Source organism: Winogradskyella litoriviva, from assembly GCF_013249065.1.
GTDB classification, from domain to species: Bacteria; Bacteroidota; Bacteroidia; order Flavobacteriales; family Flavobacteriaceae; genus Winogradskyella; species Winogradskyella litoriviva.
In genome coordinates this window covers 280,158-297,584 of the sequence record NZ_JABRWQ010000003.1, presented here as the reverse complement: position 1 = coordinate 297,584, position 17,427 = coordinate 280,158, and the positions used below count along the sequence as shown (strand labels likewise).

The 17,427-nt window shown below is 31.4% G+C and carries 16 protein-coding genes; 2 read left to right on the top strand and 14 right to left on the bottom strand.

Annotated features, from left to right (window positions below; all coding sequences use genetic code 11):
- Positions 1-115 precede the first annotated feature (115 nt).
- From HNV10_RS07825 to HNV10_RS07815, 3 genes are read right to left on the bottom strand one after another with little or no spacing between them, the layout of a single operon-like run.
- Complete coding sequence (locus HNV10_RS07825) at positions 116-661, bottom strand: RNA polymerase sigma factor (RefSeq protein WP_173300778.1); 546 nt, start codon at positions 659-661, stop codon at positions 116-118.
- A complete protein-coding gene (locus HNV10_RS07820; protein ID WP_173300777.1) occupies positions 652-1,764 on the bottom strand; it encodes a glycosyltransferase in 1,113 nt (370 codons plus the stop codon). The genes HNV10_RS07825 and HNV10_RS07820 overlap by 10 nt, the downstream gene beginning before the upstream one ends.
- Positions 1,765-1,770: 6 nt before the next feature.
- On the bottom strand, positions 1,771-1,974 hold the full coding sequence (locus tag HNV10_RS07815; RefSeq protein ID WP_173300776.1) for a membrane or secreted protein: 204 nt from the start codon (positions 1,972-1,974) through the stop codon (positions 1,771-1,773).
- A 131-nt stretch (positions 1,975-2,105) separates the two neighbouring features.
- On the opposite strand from HNV10_RS07815, the gene aqpZ reads away from it, so the two are divergent.
- On the top strand, positions 2,106-2,792 hold the full coding sequence (aqpZ, locus tag HNV10_RS07810; RefSeq protein ID WP_173300775.1) for an aquaporin Z: 687 nt from the start codon (positions 2,106-2,108) through the stop codon (positions 2,790-2,792).
- A gap of 79 nt (positions 2,793-2,871) precedes the next feature.
- On the opposite strand, the gene HNV10_RS07805 is transcribed toward aqpZ, so the two are convergent.
- From HNV10_RS07805 to HNV10_RS07785, 5 genes are all read right to left on the bottom strand, one after another.
- A complete protein-coding gene (locus HNV10_RS07805) occupies positions 2,872-3,666 on the bottom strand; it encodes an anti-sigma factor (RefSeq protein WP_173300774.1) in 795 nt (264 codons plus the stop codon).
- A 2-nt stretch (positions 3,667-3,668) separates the two neighbouring features.
- On the bottom strand, positions 3,669-4,211 hold the full coding sequence (locus HNV10_RS07800) for an RNA polymerase sigma factor (RefSeq protein WP_173300773.1): 543 nt from the start codon (positions 4,209-4,211) through the stop codon (positions 3,669-3,671).
- 200 nt (positions 4,212-4,411) lie between these two features.
- Positions 4,412-5,425: a UDP-N-acetylmuramate dehydrogenase gene (murB, locus tag HNV10_RS07795; RefSeq protein ID WP_173300772.1), complete on the bottom strand. Its 1,014-nt coding sequence runs from the start codon at positions 5,423-5,425 to the stop codon at positions 4,412-4,414.
- Positions 5,425-6,615, bottom strand: a complete 1,191-nt coding sequence (locus HNV10_RS07790; protein WP_173300771.1) for a pyridoxal phosphate-dependent aminotransferase — start codon at positions 6,613-6,615, stop codon at positions 5,425-5,427. The genes murB and HNV10_RS07790 overlap by 1 nt, the downstream gene beginning before the upstream one ends.
- Before the next feature lie 116 nt (positions 6,616-6,731).
- Positions 6,732-7,157, bottom strand: coding sequence for a DUF1573 domain-containing protein (locus tag HNV10_RS07785; RefSeq protein WP_173300770.1), 426 nt, complete (start codon positions 7,155-7,157; stop codon positions 6,732-6,734).
- A 197-nt stretch (positions 7,158-7,354) separates the two neighbouring features.
- On the opposite strand from HNV10_RS07785, the gene HNV10_RS07780 reads away from it, so the two are divergent.
- The gene (locus HNV10_RS07780) at positions 7,355-9,985 is read left to right on the top strand and encodes a valine--tRNA ligase (protein ID WP_173300769.1); all 2,631 of its coding nucleotides are present in this window, start codon (positions 7,355-7,357) and stop codon (positions 9,983-9,985) included.
- 57 nt (positions 9,986-10,042) lie between these two features.
- On the opposite strand, the gene rodA is transcribed toward HNV10_RS07780, so the two are convergent.
- From rodA to purH, 6 genes are all read right to left on the bottom strand, one after another.
- Positions 10,043-11,323, bottom strand: a complete 1,281-nt coding sequence (rodA, locus tag HNV10_RS07775; protein WP_173300768.1) for a rod shape-determining protein RodA — start codon at positions 11,321-11,323, stop codon at positions 10,043-10,045.
- A complete protein-coding gene (gene mrdA, locus HNV10_RS07770; RefSeq protein WP_173300767.1) occupies positions 11,323-13,260 on the bottom strand; it encodes a penicillin-binding protein 2 in 1,938 nt (645 codons plus the stop codon). Before mrdA ends, rodA begins: the two co-directional genes overlap by 1 nt.
- Positions 13,257-13,763, bottom strand: coding sequence for a rod shape-determining protein MreD (locus HNV10_RS07765; protein WP_173300766.1), 507 nt, complete (start codon positions 13,761-13,763; stop codon positions 13,257-13,259). The genes mrdA and HNV10_RS07765 overlap by 4 nt, the downstream gene beginning before the upstream one ends.
- Positions 13,756-14,577, bottom strand: a complete 822-nt coding sequence (mreC, locus tag HNV10_RS07760; protein WP_173300765.1) for a rod shape-determining protein MreC — start codon at positions 14,575-14,577, stop codon at positions 13,756-13,758. The genes HNV10_RS07765 and mreC overlap by 8 nt, the downstream gene beginning before the upstream one ends.
- Before the next feature lie 10 nt (positions 14,578-14,587).
- Positions 14,588-15,616, bottom strand: coding sequence for a rod shape-determining protein (locus HNV10_RS07755; protein WP_173300764.1), 1,029 nt, complete (start codon positions 15,614-15,616; stop codon positions 14,588-14,590).
- A 225-nt stretch (positions 15,617-15,841) separates the two neighbouring features.
- Complete coding sequence (purH, locus tag HNV10_RS07750; RefSeq protein WP_173300763.1) at positions 15,842-17,371, bottom strand: bifunctional phosphoribosylaminoimidazolecarboxamide formyltransferase/IMP cyclohydrolase; 1,530 nt, start codon at positions 17,369-17,371, stop codon at positions 15,842-15,844.
- Between the last annotated feature and the right edge of the window lie 56 nt (positions 17,372-17,427).

Sequence of the window (17,427 nt, the reverse complement as noted above, 5' to 3'; positions counted from 1 at the left end):
AATATTCAATTTCTGAAAAGCAAAGATACAAAGTAAATAATTAAAATTGTTGTTAGATTTAAAGGATAATGATTAAGAAACTGATGCTATCTAGCCTTATTAATTTGGTTGTAATTTAGGACTTAGTTATAATTTCTGCCAATAGTTTTTTTGCTCTAAGTAGTTTTACCTTTACATTGTTTATAGGCTCTTTAAGTTCTTCAGATATTTCCTTGTAACTTAATTCTTGAAAATATCTTAAATTAATCACTTCTTGATAATGAGGTTTTAGTTTTTTTATATCTCTAAGAAGTTTTGCTAAATTTTGTTCTGTAATAATTTTGTCTTCTGGTGTAGGTGAGTCATCAATAATCTCTAAGTAATTATCATCATTATCTTTAGATGTATTATTGATTGTTTTTTTTTGTTTTCTAACTAAATCAATATGAATGTTTTTAGAAATGGTTATCAGCCAAGTTTTAAACTTATACTCTTGTTTATAGGTGTCAATTTTATCAAAAGCTTTAGAGAATGTTTGGATGGTAATGTCTTCAGCATCATTTTCGTTATGCGTACGATTTAACTGAAATGAATAAACATCGTTCCAAAAAGTATCTAAGAGAAAATTGAATGCAATTTGTTCTTTGTTTTTTGCTTTGGTAATGGCTTCTTTTATTTCCAATGTTTAGGCTTAGATATCATATTAGCAATAAAGATACTTAATTGTGTAGTAATTAAAAATAATTCTAAAAGAGGAGTAAGTAAAATTAAGTCGGTTTCTCCAAATTTCTTAGCGGTAAGTCCAAAAGTTAGCCATTGTATTATAAAACGAAACCCTGTTAAAGCAGCAATCCATTGCCAAGAAAAATTCAATAATAATAAAGAGATACTTAGTGTCCAAAATAATAATTGGCTACCGTAAAATAGGCCTAATAAAAACTGATGTTTATATTTATATAGTCTAGCTGTACTAATATGTCTTCTTTTCTGAAGTATCCATGCTCCAAATGAAGGTTTAGCCTCAGAAATTGTAAAACTTTCTTTTGAAAAGCATAAAGCTGTATTAGATGAATTTGCGACTTCGTTTATAAATAAATCATCATCACCAGATTTAATAGTCATATGATTATTGAAACCGCAATTATTAAAAAATAGTTCTTTTCTGTAAGCCATATTACGACCAACTCCCATATATGGTAGTCCTAGCTTGGCATACGAGAAATATTGAAGTGCAGTCAATACGGTTTCGTATCTTATAATTTTGTTTAAAAAGGAATATTTCTTTTTAGCATAAGCGCCATAGCCCAATACAATTGATTTTTTATTAGAAAAATGAGCGCTCATTTGCATTAACCATTTGTTAGATGCAGGTATGCAATCTGCATCTGTAAACACTAAAAAATCATGGCTAGATGCTTTTATACCTAATGTTAAAGCATATTTTTTATTTCCCCAAAAGGCTTCATTACTTTTAACATCTACAATTTTAATATTTGGGTTAGTAGATGCAAAAGCCTCCATAATATCTAAAGTGTTATCACTAGAACTATCATTAACCAGAACTATCTGAAAATTAGAATAATCTTGGTTTAAGATATTAGGTAGATTTTTTTCTATATTTTTTGCTTCATTTTTTGCGCAGATAATAACAGAAATAGGCATCTGTTTTTTTAATCTTGTTTCTGAGCGTTTTATTGCAAATGAAAATAGGAAACTAGTGTAATAAATCAATTGAATTACAACTACTGCAATAAATGCGTAGAACAGTATTGTGGTAAATGTCATTAAAACTTAAGAATGTTGAGGTTCACTACAATCTTTATATTGATCTGGAGTTTTTCCGCAAAATCCACAAGCTTCCCCTTCTTTGTTAAGCATAGGATTTTGGCTTGCACAAGTACCTGCAAATTTACCATCTTTTTTTGCCCAGATTTTAATAGCAATTCCGGCTACACCTATAGCCAATAATACAAGTGTAATAAGTAGTAATTTCATACAATGAAAAATTTTCAACAAAGATAATACTTTTACTTAGAATCCTTGTTGTAATCTTGTGTGACTTAACTTGCTGATATTGTGTCTTATTACTATTAAACGTATAATATTAACTAATTAATTTATCAATTATGAAAAAATTATTTGCAGAATTCTTTGGAACCTTTTGGCTTGTTTTTGGAGGTTGTGGTAGTGCAATTTTTGCTGCTGGTTTTCCGGAATTAGGAATTGGATTTGTAGGTGTTGCTTTAGCATTTGGACTTACAGTATTAACTATGGCCTATGCTGTTGGTCATATTTCTGGAGGTCATTTTAATCCTGCCGTATCTATTGGACTTTGGGCTGGTGGGAAATTTGAAGCTAAAGATTTAATAGGCTATATTATAGCGCAAGTTGTTGGTGCAATTGTTGCCGCAGGCGTATTGTATTTAATAGTTTCAGGAAAATCAGATTTTGAAACTGTAGGTGGTTTTGCAGCTAATGGTTATGATAATTTATCGCCTGATGGTTATAATATGATGTCTGCTTTAATTGCTGAGGTTGTTTTAACTGCGTTCTTTTTAATTGTTATTCTTGGAAGCACAAATTTTAGAGCACCTAAAGGTTTTGCTCCTATTGCTATAGGATTAGCTTTAACTTTAATACATTTAATAAGTATTCCTATTACAAATACATCTGTTAATCCGGCTAGATCTTTAAGTCAAGCTATTTTTGCTGATGGAGATTATTTATCGCAAGTTTGGTTATTTTGGATTGCTCCTATATTGGGTGCTATTATTGGAGGTATAATTCATAAAACACTATTTGAAAAAGAGTAGGTTTTATTCTAAATAGAAAAGAGGCACAATATTACTATTGTGCCTCTTTTTTATTTTTATTATAAATAATCAGTGCTATTTAATTTTCATCTTTTAATGAAATTTCAGCTACTTCTGTATCGTCTTCCGTGGTATTGTCTCCTACAGTTCCAATTTTAATACTAAGTGCTAAAGCATCTTCCATATATGGAATTTGTTTCAACTTACGGTCCGACTCATCTAATATGCCTAAGTTTACCATTTTATCTTGCATTTCTGCCCAAATTTGGTAATGCTGTTCTTTTGGTAATTGAGGTAATGTAATTACATCGATCATAGATGTTTTTTCTATTGGATTAATGTATGCTACTGTTTTTAAGTTTTTTGCATATTCATTACCATTGATAACGTATTTTTTTGCATCTGGATTGTTAAGTTTCATTAACTCTCTAGATAATTCATCTAATTTAGAATTATTAGATTCTATATCGCTACGTAAATCATATATTTCATCAACAACGACATTGTTCTCATTGTTTAATTCCATATTTTTTTGATATAGGAAAAACGATGTTGCGGCAAACAAAATGGCTGCTGCGCTTGCGGCAATACTGTACCAAGATGTTCTTTTGCTTTGTACCAATTGAATTACTTTGGTATTATTATTTTCATCTAAAGACTCTAAAATATCGTCTAAAATATAATTAGGTACATCAACAGCACCTGCTTTAGCAATAATCTCTAAGTTATCTTGAAGTTTTTCATAAGCTGCTGCTGCTTCAGGATAATTTGAAATAAAATGTTCTACCTCTTTAGTTTCTTCTAAAGAAGTATCTCCAACCAAATACTTATTAAGTAAGTTAGAGTTTAAAAAAGTATGTAATTTTTTTTCCATGATTAATTATTTTCTGGATTGTAAACTTTTTTAAGTTCACGTAGTCCTATTTTTAATCTAGATTTAATTGTACCAAGTGGAATCTCTAATTCGTCACTGGCTTCTTGTTGCGTCATCCCTTGAAAAAACAGAGCGTCTAGCACTATTTGGTACTTTTCTTCTAGTCTTCCAACATGTTCTTTAATGTCTAAAACATCTTGATTTAAATTCGATGTTGGTAAGATATATACGTCAGAAGTGTCAATTTGGATTTCTTTATGATAACGATTATTAAAACTTCTTAGTTTATCAATAGCTGTATTTCTAGCAATACGAAACAACCATGTAAATAGTTTGGCTTTTGATGGGTCGTATTTTGAGGCATTTTTCCAAACCTTAATGAAAGTTTCTTGCAGAGCATCTTGCGCAATTTCTTCGTTGATAGTTATTTTTAAAATAACACCATATAAGCTATTTGAGTAATTTTCATATAGTAGGTTTAATGCTCGCTTATCTCCTTTTTGGAGTAAGTTGATTATTTTTTGCTCTATTGGTGATATGCTCAAAGTGTTAAAGTTTGTTTTTTTTCTTTTAAAAAGATCCAAAAAGGATTTATAATCGTAAATATAAATAAATAGACTATAATATAGGTATCCTAAATATAGTTTTAGAATGGTTTTTACTTCACAGGAGATTGATTAATAGCATATTCAAAAAAAATTATTCTAAATTCAAAAGTCCCAATCTAAAAATTGGGACTTTTGTTTTATATTATATTAACTTCCGTCTCAATGGTTATATTAAAGAGTCTCTTTATAGTTTTCTGAATTAATTGTGCCAATTCAAAAATCTCTTTTCCTGTTGCATTCCCATAATTTACTAAAACTAAAGCTTGTTTATTATGAACACCATAATCATTAAATCGTTTCCCTTTAAAGCCAGCTTTTTCAATTAACCAACCAGCAGGCACTTTTATCTTGTCTTCAGAAATTTTATATGATGGTACTTCTGGGAAATTTTGGTGTAATACTGCAAATTCCTCAGCTGATATAATTGGGTTTTTAAAAAAGCTACCACTATTTCCAATCTCTTTTGGGTCTGGTAACTTACTTTGTCTAATAGCTATTATGGCATTTGATATATCTTGAATTGTTGGTTTTTTTATTCTATTAATGTCTAATTCATTTTTAATAACACCATAGTCAGTATGTAATTGGTGCGTGTTTTTTGTTAACTCAATAGTTACACTTGTAATAATATATTGTCCTTTTAAATCTTGTTTAAAAATAGATTCTCTATAACCAAAATTACATTCTGATTTTAAAAAGGTTCTTGAATTTTGATTTTTAATATTAATGGCTTCACAGCTATGAAATACATCTTTTAGTTCTACACCATATGCACCAATATTTTGAATTGGAGCAGTGCCAATATTACCTGGTATTAGGGATAAATTTTCTATACCTCCATAATTATGCTTTAAACACCAAAGGACAAAATTATGCCAGTTTTCACCTGCCATAGCCTTTATAATAACTGTAGATTCAGTTTCACTAACTATTTCTATCCCTTTTAAATTGATATGAAGAACTAATGCTTCAATATTTTTGGTGAGCAACATATTGCTTCCACCACCTAAAATAAATAAGGGATTGGAGTAATGTTCTTTTAATATTTCTTTAAGTTTATTAATAGAAGTAACATCACAGTAAGATTGCGCTTTGGCATCAATCCCAAAGGTGTTAAATGATTTTAAAGAAGCGTTATTAATAATATTCATTAGTCCTTATATGCTTTTAAAGCTTCTTTTAAAATTTTAACTGAAGTTCTTAAACTCTCTTCATTTAATACATATGCAATTCTAATTTGGTTTAAACCAACACCTGGAGTTGAGTAGAAGCCAGCAGCAGGAGCAACCATTACCGTATCGTTATTATAATCAAAGGATTCTAAGAGCCATTTGGCAAAGTCATCAGAGTTTTTAACTGGTAATTCTGCAATACAATAAAATGCACCATTTGGTTTGGCAACTTTTACACCTTCAATCTTTTTTAATTCTTCAATTAAAACATTTCGGCGTTTTACATATTCTTGCTTTACATCATCAAAATAACTTTGTGGTGTATCTAATGCTGCTTCACTAGCAATTTGAGCCAAAGAAGGTGGGCTTAATCTGGCTTGAGCAAATTTTAATGCTGTTTTTATAAATTCTTTATTTTTAGAAACTAAATAACCTATACGAGCACCACACATACTATAGCGTTTAGAGACAGAATCGATTACAATAGCGTGTTCTTCTAAACCTGGTTCTTGTAAAATAGAGTAATGCTCAATGCCATCATAAACAAATTCTCTATAAACTTCATCTGCTATTAAAAATAAATCGTGTTTTTTTACAATGGCAGCCAATTGTTTTATTTCTTCTTTAGAATATAAGTAACCTGTTGGATTTCCTGGGTTACAAATTAATATAGCTTTGGTTTTGGGTGTTATTAATTTTTCAAATTCTTCAATTGGAGGAAGAGCAAAGTTATCTTCAATTTTAGAAATTACAGGAACCACATTAATGCCAGAGGACGTTGAAAATCCATTATAATTTGCATAAAATGGCTCAGGTATAATAATTTCATCATGCTCATCCATTATACTACCAAAAGCAAATAATAGAGCTTCGCTGCCTCCTGTAGTTACAATAATATCATTATGTGTAACATTAATATGATTGCGTTTGTAGTATTCAGCAATTTTTATTCTGTAAGTTTCAGAACCTTCAGAACGTGAATACGCTAAAATATCTATAGTACTCTTTTTAACTGCATCTAAAGCTATTTTAGGCGTTTTTATATCTGGCTGACCAATATTTAAATAGTAAATGTTTTTCCCTTTTTTTTGAGCTGCTTCAGCATAAGGAACCAATTTTCTTATTGGAGATTCTGGCATGTGAATACCCTTATTTGATATTTTTGGCATTTGCTATACGTTTTAAAATGCTAAGGTCTGAAAATTCTAATGTAATTATGATATAAATGTATAAAAAAAGAGTCCTCTAAATGAGAACTCTTTTACATTTTAAAAGTAGAGATTAATTATTCTTCAATCAAACTTTTGCTTTTCTTTTCTAAAACACTTGCCTTATTAGAGTCTACAACCATACCCTTAATTCTAAGAGCTATAGTTTTTGGATTCGAATTTGTGGTAACTGTAATTGTCTTTGCAATTTTGTTTAATCTACTTGTATTATATTTTACTACTATTTCCCCAGATTCTCCTGGTAGAATAGGTTTTTTAGGCCAACTAGGAACTGTACATCCGCAAGTAGATTTTGCATTTTCAATTATCAAAGGTGCATCACCAGTGTTAGTAAATTCAAATGTCCTTTTTCCATCTGATCCTTTTTCAATGGTTCCGTAATCGATTGTTGTGGTCTTAAATTCTATTTTTGCTTGTGTATCTTGCGCAAAAACGCCTAAACTCATTAGGCCTACGAATACTACTACTAATACATTTTTCATCATTTTTATTTTAAATTTTATTCTAAAATTGATTATTCAAAACTAGTTACTTTTTAATTCCTAACAAAATTTATTAGATGTAATACTCCTTATTTAACAGAATTTAAGGATAGGAAGCCATATTATTACTCTAATAATTTTTCGAAATAGGAATTATAAGTACTTTTGTCAGTTATATTACAAAAACGATACCAAACATGGAAATTCCATCAAAATATAATGCTCAGTCTGCAGAAAGTAAATGGTACAATTACTGGATGGAGCATAAATACTTTCACTCTACACCAGATGAAAGAGAACCATACACCATTGTTATTCCTCCTCCAAACGTTACAGGAATATTACATATGGGACATATGTTAAATAATACCATTCAAGATGTGTTAATTAGACGCGCACGTTTATTGGGTAAAAATGCATGTTGGGTTCCTGGTACAGATCACGCATCTATTGCTACGGAAGCTAAGGTTGTTGCTAAATTGAAGGCTCAAGGGATAGATAAAAACGATTTATCTCGAGAAGAATTTTTAGAACACGCTTGGGAATGGACGGAAGAATATGGAGGCGTAATTTTAGAACAACTGAAGAAATTAGGCTGTTCTTGTGATTGGGACAGAACCAAATTTACCATGGACGATGATATGTCTGAAGCTGTAATTAAGGTGTTTGTTGATTTGTATAACAAAGGCTTAATTTATAGAGGCTACCGAATGGTAAATTGGGATCCAGAAGCTAAAACCACATTATCGGACGAAGAAGTAATCCATGTTGAGAAACAAGGCTTATTGTATTATTTGGAATATAAAATTGAAGGAAGCGATGAAAAGTTAACCATTGCAACCACAAGGCCAGAGACTATATTTGGAGATACAGCCATTTGTATTAACCCAAATGACGAGCGTTTTACGCATTTAAAAGGTAAAAAAGCGATAGTTCCTATTTGTGGACGTGTTATTCCTATTATAGAAGATGAATATGTAGATGTTGAATTTGGTACAGGTTGCTTAAAAGTAACACCTGCTCATGATGAGAACGATAAAGTTTTAGGAGATAAACACAATTTAGAGGTAATAGATATCTTCAATGAAGATGCGAGTTTAAATAGCTTCGGATTGCAATTTGAAGGGCAAGATCGTTTTGTAGCAAGAAAAGCTGTAGCTAAAGAATTAGAAGAAACAGGAGTTTTAGTAAAAACTGAAAATCACCTTAATAAAGTAGGAACTTCAGAACGTACAAAAGCAGTTATAGAACCAAGATTAAGTGATCAATGGTTTTTAAAAATGGAAGATTTAGCAAAACCTGCTATCGATGCTGTTTTAAAAACGGGTGATGTAAAATTATTTCCAAAGAAATTTGAAAACACCTATCGTCATTGGATGGAGAATATTCGTGATTGGAATATCTCGCGACAGTTACTTTGGGGACAACAAATTCCTGCCTTTTTCTATGGCGATGGAAAAGAAGATTTCGTAGTTGCAGAAAATATTGAAGATGCTTTAAAATTAGCACAAGAGAAGACTAATAATTCAGCTTTAAAAATAGAAGACCTAAAACAAGATACTGATGCTTTAGATACTTGGTTTAGTTCTTGGTTGTGGCCAATGAGTGTTTTTGATGGTATCAGAAACCCAGAAAACAGCGACATAAAATATTATTATCCAACAAACGATTTGGTTACAGGACCAGACATTTTATTCTTTTGGGTAGCACGTATGATTATTGCTGGTTACGAGTATAAAGACGAAAAACCTTTTGAAAACGTTTATTTAACTGGTTTAGTTAGAGATAAACAAAGGCGAAAAATGTCTAAATCTCTAGGGAATTCACCAGATGCTCTAAAGTTAATTGAAGATTATAGCGCAGATGGTGTTAGAGTAGGATTACTATTGAGTTCGGCAGCCGGAAACGATTTAATGTTTGATGAAGCCCTTTGCCAACAAGGAAAAGGCTTAGGTAATAAGATATGGTCTGCATTCTACTTAACCAATTTGTGGGAAGTTGCAGATATGGAGCAACCAGAATCTAGCGCAGTAGCAATTGAGTGGTTTGAGTCTAAGTTTCAAAAAGTACTGATAGAGATTGAAGACCACTTTAGTAAATACAGATTGTCTGATGCTTTAATGGCTATTTATAAATTGGTATATGATGATTTTGCCTCTTGGTTATTAGAGATTGTAAAACCTGCTTACCAACAGCCAATCGATTCAAAAACATATACTGCTGTAATATCTATTTTTGAAGATATTTTAAAAGTGGTTCATCCATTTATGCCATTTATCACAGAAGAAATTTGGCAAACAATTACTAAAAGAACACCAGAAGAAGCTTTAATAGTTGCAAAATGGCCAGTAACAAAACCAATTAATGAAACTTTGATTTCAGAATTTGAATTTGCAACTGAAGTTATTTCTGGAATTAGAAATATAAGAAAGCAAAAGAATATTGCTTTTAAAGATGCTATAGGTTTTTCTGTTGTAAATAACGAAAATGTAAATAAAACGTTTGATGCTGTTATTTCTAAATTAGGAAACTTAGAGTCTTTTGATTACGTAACCGAAACTGTAGAAGGCGCTTTAACGTATAGAGTAAAATCTAACGAATACTTTATTCCTATGGAAGGCAGTATTGATGTTGAAGCCGAGATAAAGAAATTAACAGAAGAATTAAACTACACTGAAGGTTTCCTTAAATCTGTTCAAAAGAAATTATCTAATGAGCGTTTTGTTGCAGGTGCACCAGAACAAGTAGTCGCTTCTGAGAAAAAGAAAGAAGCTGATGCTTTGGCTAAGATAGAAACGATAAAAGCGAGTTTAACTAGTTTGAAGTAGTAGATTCATTTTAGAATTTAAAATAGAAAAGACTGCTGTAAAAGCGGTCTTTTTTATTTACCACTCATTAATTTTATTACTATCTAGCTTCACAAAAATAAAGAGGAGAATGGTAAAACCCCAAAGTCCGGAGCCACCATAACTAAAGAAGGGTAGAGGAATACCAACCGTTGGAATTAATCCCATTACCATTCCAATGTTTATTGTAAAATGTACAAAAAGAATAGAAGCTACACCATAACCATAAACACGACTAAATTGTGATTTTTGTCCTTCAGCCAAATACAGAATTCTAATTATTAAGAGCACAAAAGTTAAAACAACAAGACTTGTTCCTAAAAATCCCCATTCCTCACCAACAGTACTAAATATATAATCTGTGTGTTGTTCTGGTACAAACTTACCTGTTGTTCTTGTACCTTGCAAGAACCCTTTTCCTGTTACACCTCCAGAACTTATAGCTTGTTCTGATTGAATTAGATTGTATGCTTCAGCTTTTTTCATACGTTCAAGTTTGGCTGGGTCTTTTTCTAAACGCAACCATAGACTAATTCTGTTTTGCTGATGTGGTTTTAAGCCATGTTCATAAAATAATTTTACACCATAAGAAAAGCTTGTACATACGATAAGAACAATTATATATTGAAATATAGAACCTCTATTTTTTTTTCTAAGAAAATAAACACTTGCCAGAAGTAGAGTTGCAATTATTGCAGTAATTAAAACGCCAAATTTTAGCCCAAGAATAGCCAATACAATTAAGGATAATGCTATTATTAGGTAAACCTGTTGTAGCCCTTCACGATAAAAAACAAAGAAAAAAGCAAGGTAAACAATGGTGCTACCTGCATCATTTTGTAGCAATATTAGTATAGCAGGAATAAAAATGATAGCAGTTACCTTTAATTGGTCTTTTACTGTTTTCATATTAGTTTCTATATCACTAATAAATTTTGCTATTGCCAATGCTGTGGCAAATTTTGCAAACTCACTGGGTTGAATGGTCATACTACCAATGCCATACCAAGAACGCGCTCCATTTACATCTTTACCAAAAATGAATAAGCCAATTAAAGCTAACATAGCAATGAGGTAAATAATGCTAGCAAAGCGCTCATAAAATTTGGCTTCTACTGAGAGAATAAGAACGATTAAAACAAATGTTAAGCCAACGAAAATTAAATGTTTACCATATAATTGAGAGGTGTCAAAATAACTTGTAATCTCGCCAACATGAGAAGCTGATAAAATATTGAGATACCCAAAAACAACTAGAAGTAGAAATAATACTATAGTTATCCAATCGAATTTAAAACCTCTATGATTTTCTCTTAGCATTAATTTTTGAAATTTATATCTTTAGAATTACTGTTAATTCCATATTCAGGTATCACTTGAAGAGTAGTTTCTCCGTTAATTTTAAAAGGCTCTCCAGAATACGGTTTTTTGTATTCGTTTTCGAGACTATGCGTTAAAATCCATTGTTCTAAATCTGTTCTTGTTATATGACCTTTAATATATTTTTCAATCATTAAACTGGCCATTCTTCCTGCAAACCGACTTCCCCAATATCCGTTTTCTACAAAAACAGCAATGGCAATTTTTGGATTGTCTTTAGGGGCAAATGCAACAAAAATAGAATGGTCTGTAAGTTGTGTTTTTACACTATCAATTTTTACAAAATTTTCTGCAGTTCCTGTTTTTCCGCAAATTTCAATTCCTGGAATTCTCAAGGATTGCGCAGTTCCTTTATTGTATACGTCAAACATTCCTTGTATTACAGGTTCAAAATGGCGTTTATCTATTGTAGTATATTTTGGCGTTTTAAATTTACTGGGAATTGTGTCTCCTTCAATATTTTTTATAATGTGAGGTGTATAATAGTAACCACGATTACCAATTGCTGCAGCCATATTGGCTAATTGAATAGGTGTAGCTTCCACTTCGCCTTGCCCTATGGCATTAGAAACGATATAGGTAGAACCCCAACGATTATCTCCATATTGCCTATCATAATAGTTGCCATCAGGTATTCTACCTTTTCTACCAACGGACAAGTCATTATTTAGATAATTACCTAAACCAAAACTTTTTGCGTGATCTGCCCAGATGTTCATTCCCTTACCAGCATCATCATATTTATCAACTATACGTCTATAGACATTTACAAAATAGGCATTACAAGATTGTGCGATACCTGCATTCATATCTACTGGACTTCTGTGATGGTGACAACCTGTTAGTCTTCTGCTGCCATAATAATAACCCATTCGGCAAGTAAATTTATCATCGATATCAACAACTTCTTCTTGCAATCCAATTAATGCATTTATAACTTTAAATGGCGAGCCAGGAGGATATTGGGCTTGTAAGCCTCTATCAAAAGTTGGCATATTTATGGTGTCTCTAAATAATCTACTAAAATTTTTATTTCTTTCTCTACCAACTAATAGATTGGGATTGTAACTAGGACCAGTTACCATGGCTAATATTTCACCACTTTGTGGGTCTATAGCAACTATGCCACCACGTTTGTATTTCATTAATAATTCTCCATAAGCCTGTAGTTCAGAGTCAATTGTAATTGTAATATCTTTTCCTGGCTTAGGTAAGGTGTCAAAAATCCCGTCTTTATATGGTCCTATATCTTTATTATGTCTGTCTTTTTGAATAAACTTAATGCCTTTTACACCTCTTAAAACATTTTCATAAGATAACTCAATGCCTTGTTTTCCAATAAGGTCACCCAATTTATAATAGGGTTGGCGTTTAATAATTCTACGGTTTACCTCGCCAAGATCACCAAGAACATTTGCGCCAATATTTGTTTGATACGATCTAAGGGAACGTTTCTGAATATAAAATCCTTCATATTTTCTCATTTTTTCTTGAAGGACTGCATAGTCTGTTTTTGATAGCTGAGGGACAAAAGGAGAGGGAAGTCGTGGTGAATAATTCCGAGCTTTTTTTAATTTATTTTGGTAATCTTCTTTTGTTATTTTTAATAATCCGCAAAATTCTTCAAGATCTAAAGAGTCTAAAGGCGAAACTTCTCTGGGAATAACCATAACATCGTAAGATGGTTGATTAGCAACTAGGAGTTTTCCATTTCTATCGTATACATAGCCGCGTTTAGGGTATTTGTAAACTTTTCTAATTGCAGTATCTTCAAAAATATTGTAAGCAGAACTGTTATAAACTTGAAGATAAAATAGACGAGCAATAAAAACAAGACCAACAAGAATAACAGTTGTTAGAAGTAATAATTTTCTCATTTTTTGTTTCGGCTAAATAAAATTATAATCAATATACTTAGTATAATAGTGAAAATACTAGAAAATAACGTTTTTTGAAGGATTAAAAGTATGTTAGAAATGTTAAATATTTCGAGAGAAAATAATATAAAGTGATGAATGATGGTTCCAAATGTAATATAGGTAATAAGGCTACCAATATCTGTAGTACTAAATTTTATACTATGGTGCTCATACAACATACCAAAAGAGCTTTTTAATAATATAGGTCTTACATAAGCTAGAGATACTGCTGCTGCTGCATGTACGCCTCCAGAATCTGAAAATAGATCTATTAACATACCTAATAAAAAACTAGTTAGTAAAAGTAGGAGACGTTCGTCTTTAATTGGAAAAAGAAAAATAAATATGATATAAATATATGGATTGATAAAACCAAAAAAATCAATTTGATTACAAATTAATACTTGCAACAAAAGCAGTACAACAAACCGTATAGTATTTATACTTATAACGTTATTCATTACTGCTGTTTTCTAGGTTGAGAATTTCAGGTCGATTTATACTTTCTAAAATATAAACTGTCCCAAGGTTAGTCATGTCATTAAACAATTTAACCTCAATAGTATAAGTGTCACCACTTATGTCACTTTCAAAATCCGAAATAGTCCCTATACCAATACCTTTAGGAAATATTGAAGATTCTCCTCCGGTTTCTATAGTATCACCAATTTTTATAGGTGCGTATTGCGAAACATCTTCAAGCTGAACTAACCTAGTAGATTTGCCATCCCATGTTAAAGAACCAATATGGTTAGAGGATTTTAATTTAGCATTAATTTTACTTTTTGTATTTAAAATAGAAATTGCAGTTGAATAATTATTAGAAGTGTTGGCAATTATACCAATAATTCCATTAGAGGTCATAACACCAAAATCTTCTTTTATGCTGTCCTTACGTCCTTTATTTAAAGTGAGTATATTATTGGTAGAAGAGTAGCTGTTTTTATAGACGTCTGCAATTGTAATTTTGTACAGACTTTTGGAGTATGAGCTATCAATAAAACTAGAATCTGTTTGAAATTTTGAATTTAATAATTGCTCTCTGAGTTGTTTGTTTTCTTCAGCGAGAATTTCATTTTCTGTTTTAAGGTTGAAATATTGGTCTACAGAATTCATGGTGCCATACACACCACCAGTTAAAAAGTTGGCCGAATTTATAAATTTGCTTCTGTGATAAGAATGCGATTGAATCGTTAAAGCTATAGCAATACTAAAAAGCAATAAAAACAACAGAAAGGTTTTGTTTTTTATAACAAAATTAAATATTTGTTGCATTATTTACGGCTTATTTAATCAATACGCTTTTGTATTTTGCTAGGTTTTTCAGCACAATACCTGTACCTCTTACTACTGCTCTTAAAGGGTCTTCTGCAATATAAACTGGTAAATCTGTTTTTTGAGAAAGACGTTTGTCTAAACCTCTAAGCATAGAGCCACCACCTGCTAAATAAATACCTGTATTGTAAATGTCTGCTGCTAATTCTGGAGGTGTTTGTGATAACGTTTCCATTACAGAATCTTCAATACGTAAAATAGATTTATCTAACGCTTTTGCGATTTCACGGAATGAAATTTGTACTTGTTTTGGCTTTCCTGTTAATAAATCACGACCTTGAACACTCATGTCTTCTGGAGGTAATTCTAAATCTTCCGTTGCTGCACCAATTTGTATTTTAATTTTTTCAGCGGTTCTATCACCAACATATAAATTATGTTGTGTTCTCATGTAATAAATAATATCGTTTGTAAAGACATCACCTGCAACTTTTACAGATTTATCACAAACAATACCTCCAAGTGCAATAACAGCAATTTCTGTAGTTCCGCCTCCAATATCCACAATCATATTACCCTTTGGTTGCATTATATCTATCCCAATACCAATAGCCGCTGCCATTGGCTCATGAATTAAATAAACTTCTTTACCATTAACACGCTCACAAGATTCTTTTACAGCTCGCATTTCTACTTCTGTAATGCCAGAAGGGATGCAAACAACCATGCGCAAAGCAGGATTAAAGAATTTCTTCTTTAAAGCAGGAATATTTTTAATAAACATGCTTATCATTTGCTCAGAGGCATCAAAATCTGCAATTACACCATCTTTTAATGGACGAATAGTTTTAATATTTTCGTGTGTTTTTCCTTGCATCATGTTGGCTTCTTTACCAACGGCTATGATTTTTCCGCTAATGCGGTCTCTTGCTACTATAGATGGATTATCAACAACAACTTTGTCATTGTGTATTATCAGTGTATTTGCGGTTCCTAAATCTATGGCTATTTCTTCCGTTAGGAAATCAAAAAATCCCATGTGCTATTCTTAATTATTTTGGGTTATTCTCGTATTCTTTTTGAGACTATCTGTAAAAGTAGTAAAATATACGTTATTTAAATGATTATAGACGTTTATTGCTCATTTTTTTTTGTTTTTTCTTACGCTTTTCTAAAACTATAAATGAGTGAATCACTTTGATAAAAATAAAGAGTCCAAAATTAAGATGATTATTGTCTTATTTTTGGACTCTAAACTGAAGTTTTAATGCTTAAAATGACGTGTTCCTGTCATTACCATAGCTACATTATTATCATTACAATAATCAATGCTTAATTGGTCTTTTATAGAACCACCTGGTTGAATTACCGCAGTAATACCAGCTTTGTCTGCAATTTCAACACAATCTGGAAAAGGAAAAAATGCGTCACTTGCCATAACCGCTCCATTTAAATCAAAATTAAAGGATTGTGCTTTGTGAATCGCTTGGTTAAGTGCATCAACTCTACTAGTTTGTCCTGTACCACTTGCACACAATTGCTTACCTTTAACCAGTACAATTGTGTTAGATTTTGTGTGCTTGCATATTTTTGAAGCAAATATTAAATCATCTAACTCATCTGGTGTTGCTGTTTTATGGGTTACAGGTTTTAAACCTTCAAGGGTATCTGTAACATTATTTCTATCTTGAACCAAAACACCATTTAAACAACTTCTTACATTAGTTTTAGGCATTTCAATATCTTTTAAAATTAAAAGAATTCTATTTTTCTTTCCTTTTAAAATTTCTAAAGCTTCAGGTGAAAAAGATGGTGCAATTACAACTTCACAAAATAATTTGTGAATTTCTTCTGCAGTTGCTACGTCAATTTCAGAATTACTAATTAAAACACCTCCAAAGGCAGAAACTGGATCGCCAGCTAAAGCGTCTACATAAGCTTGGTGTAACGTTTCGCGTTGTGCTAGTCCACATGCATTATTGTGTTTTAAAACAGCAAAGGTTGGTGCATCGTTTTTAAACTCTAGCATTAAGTTTACAGCTGCATCAACATCTAATAAGTTATTGTAGCTTAATTCTTTGCCGTGAAGTTTTGTGAAAATTTCATCAAAATCGCCATAAAAGAAGCCTTTTTGGTGAGGATTTTCGCCATAGCGTAAAACTTTACCTTTGTTTTCAGATAGTTTTAAAGAAGCTATTTCACTGTTTTTGTTGAAGTAATTAAAAATAGCAGAATCATAATGAGAAGACACATTAAATGCTTTTGCAGCAAATTGTTTTCTGTCTTCTTCTGAAGTCTCACCGTTTTTAGATTCTAATAATTCTAAAAATTCAGCATAATCATCAACAGAAGATACACATGTAACATCTGCATAATTTTTTGCAGCTGCTCTAATTAAAGAAATACCTCCAATATCTATTTTTTCAATAATATCTTGATTGCTTGCGCCAGAAGCTACTGTTTTTTCAAAAGGATATAAGTCTACAATTACGACATCTATTTGTGGAATATCAAATTCTTTTAATTCCGAAACATCTCCATCGTGATTTTGACGATTTAAAATTCCTCCAAAAACCTTAGGATGAAGCGTTTTTACTCGACCACCAAGTATTGAAGGGTAGGATGTTATGTCTTCTACAGCTACGACGTCAATTCCTAAATCTTTAATAAATTTTTCAGTACCACCTGTTGAATAAATAGTAACATTTAGGTCGTTTAGTTTTTTTACAATAGGTTCTAATCCATCTTTACTAAATACAGAAATTAGTGCAGATGAAATAATTTTGTTGCTCATAATGTTGTGTTGTGTTTTAGATGCGTCAAAAATACGTATATTCACAAAGAAAAGCT

Excerpts from the sequence above, each read along its gene's own strand:
- HNV10_RS07820 (WP_173300777.1), bottom strand. The coding sequence starts at position 1,764 with ATGACATTTACCACAATACTGTTCTACGCATTTATTGCAGTAGTTGTA.
- HNV10_RS07815 (WP_173300776.1), bottom strand. The coding sequence starts at position 1,974 with ATGAAATTACTACTTATTACACTTGTATTATTGGCTATAGGTGTAGCC.
- aqpZ (WP_173300775.1), top strand. The coding sequence starts at position 2,106 with ATGAAAAAATTATTTGCAGAATTCTTTGGAACCTTTTGGCTTGTTTTT.
- HNV10_RS07805 (WP_173300774.1), bottom strand. The coding sequence starts at position 3,666 with ATGGAAAAAAAATTACATACTTTTTTAAACTCTAACTTACTTAATAAG.
- murB (WP_173300772.1), bottom strand. The coding sequence starts at position 5,425 with ATGAATATTATTAATAACGCTTCTTTAAAATCATTTAACACCTTTGGG.
- HNV10_RS07790 (WP_173300771.1), bottom strand. The coding sequence starts at position 6,615 with ATGCCAAAAATATCAAATAAGGGTATTCACATGCCAGAATCTCCAATA.
- HNV10_RS07785 (WP_173300770.1), bottom strand. The coding sequence starts at position 7,157 with ATGAAAAATGTATTAGTAGTAGTATTCGTAGGCCTAATGAGTTTAGGC.
- HNV10_RS07780 (WP_173300769.1), top strand. The coding sequence starts at position 7,355 with ATGGAAATTCCATCAAAATATAATGCTCAGTCTGCAGAAAGTAAATGG.
- rodA (WP_173300768.1), bottom strand. The coding sequence starts at position 11,323 with ATGCTAAGAGAAAATCATAGAGGTTTTAAATTCGATTGGATAACTATA.
- mrdA (WP_173300767.1), bottom strand. The coding sequence starts at position 13,260 with ATGAGAAAATTATTACTTCTAACAACTGTTATTCTTGTTGGTCTTGTT.
- HNV10_RS07765 (WP_173300766.1), bottom strand. The coding sequence starts at position 13,763 with ATGAATAACGTTATAAGTATAAATACTATACGGTTTGTTGTACTGCTT.
- mreC (WP_173300765.1), bottom strand. The coding sequence starts at position 14,577 with ATGCAACAAATATTTAATTTTGTTATAAAAAACAAAACCTTTCTGTTG.
- HNV10_RS07755 (WP_173300764.1), bottom strand. The coding sequence starts at position 15,616 with ATGGGATTTTTTGATTTCCTAACGGAAGAAATAGCCATAGATTTAGGA.
- purH (WP_173300763.1), bottom strand. The coding sequence starts at position 17,371 with ATGAGCAACAAAATTATTTCATCTGCACTAATTTCTGTATTTAGTAAA.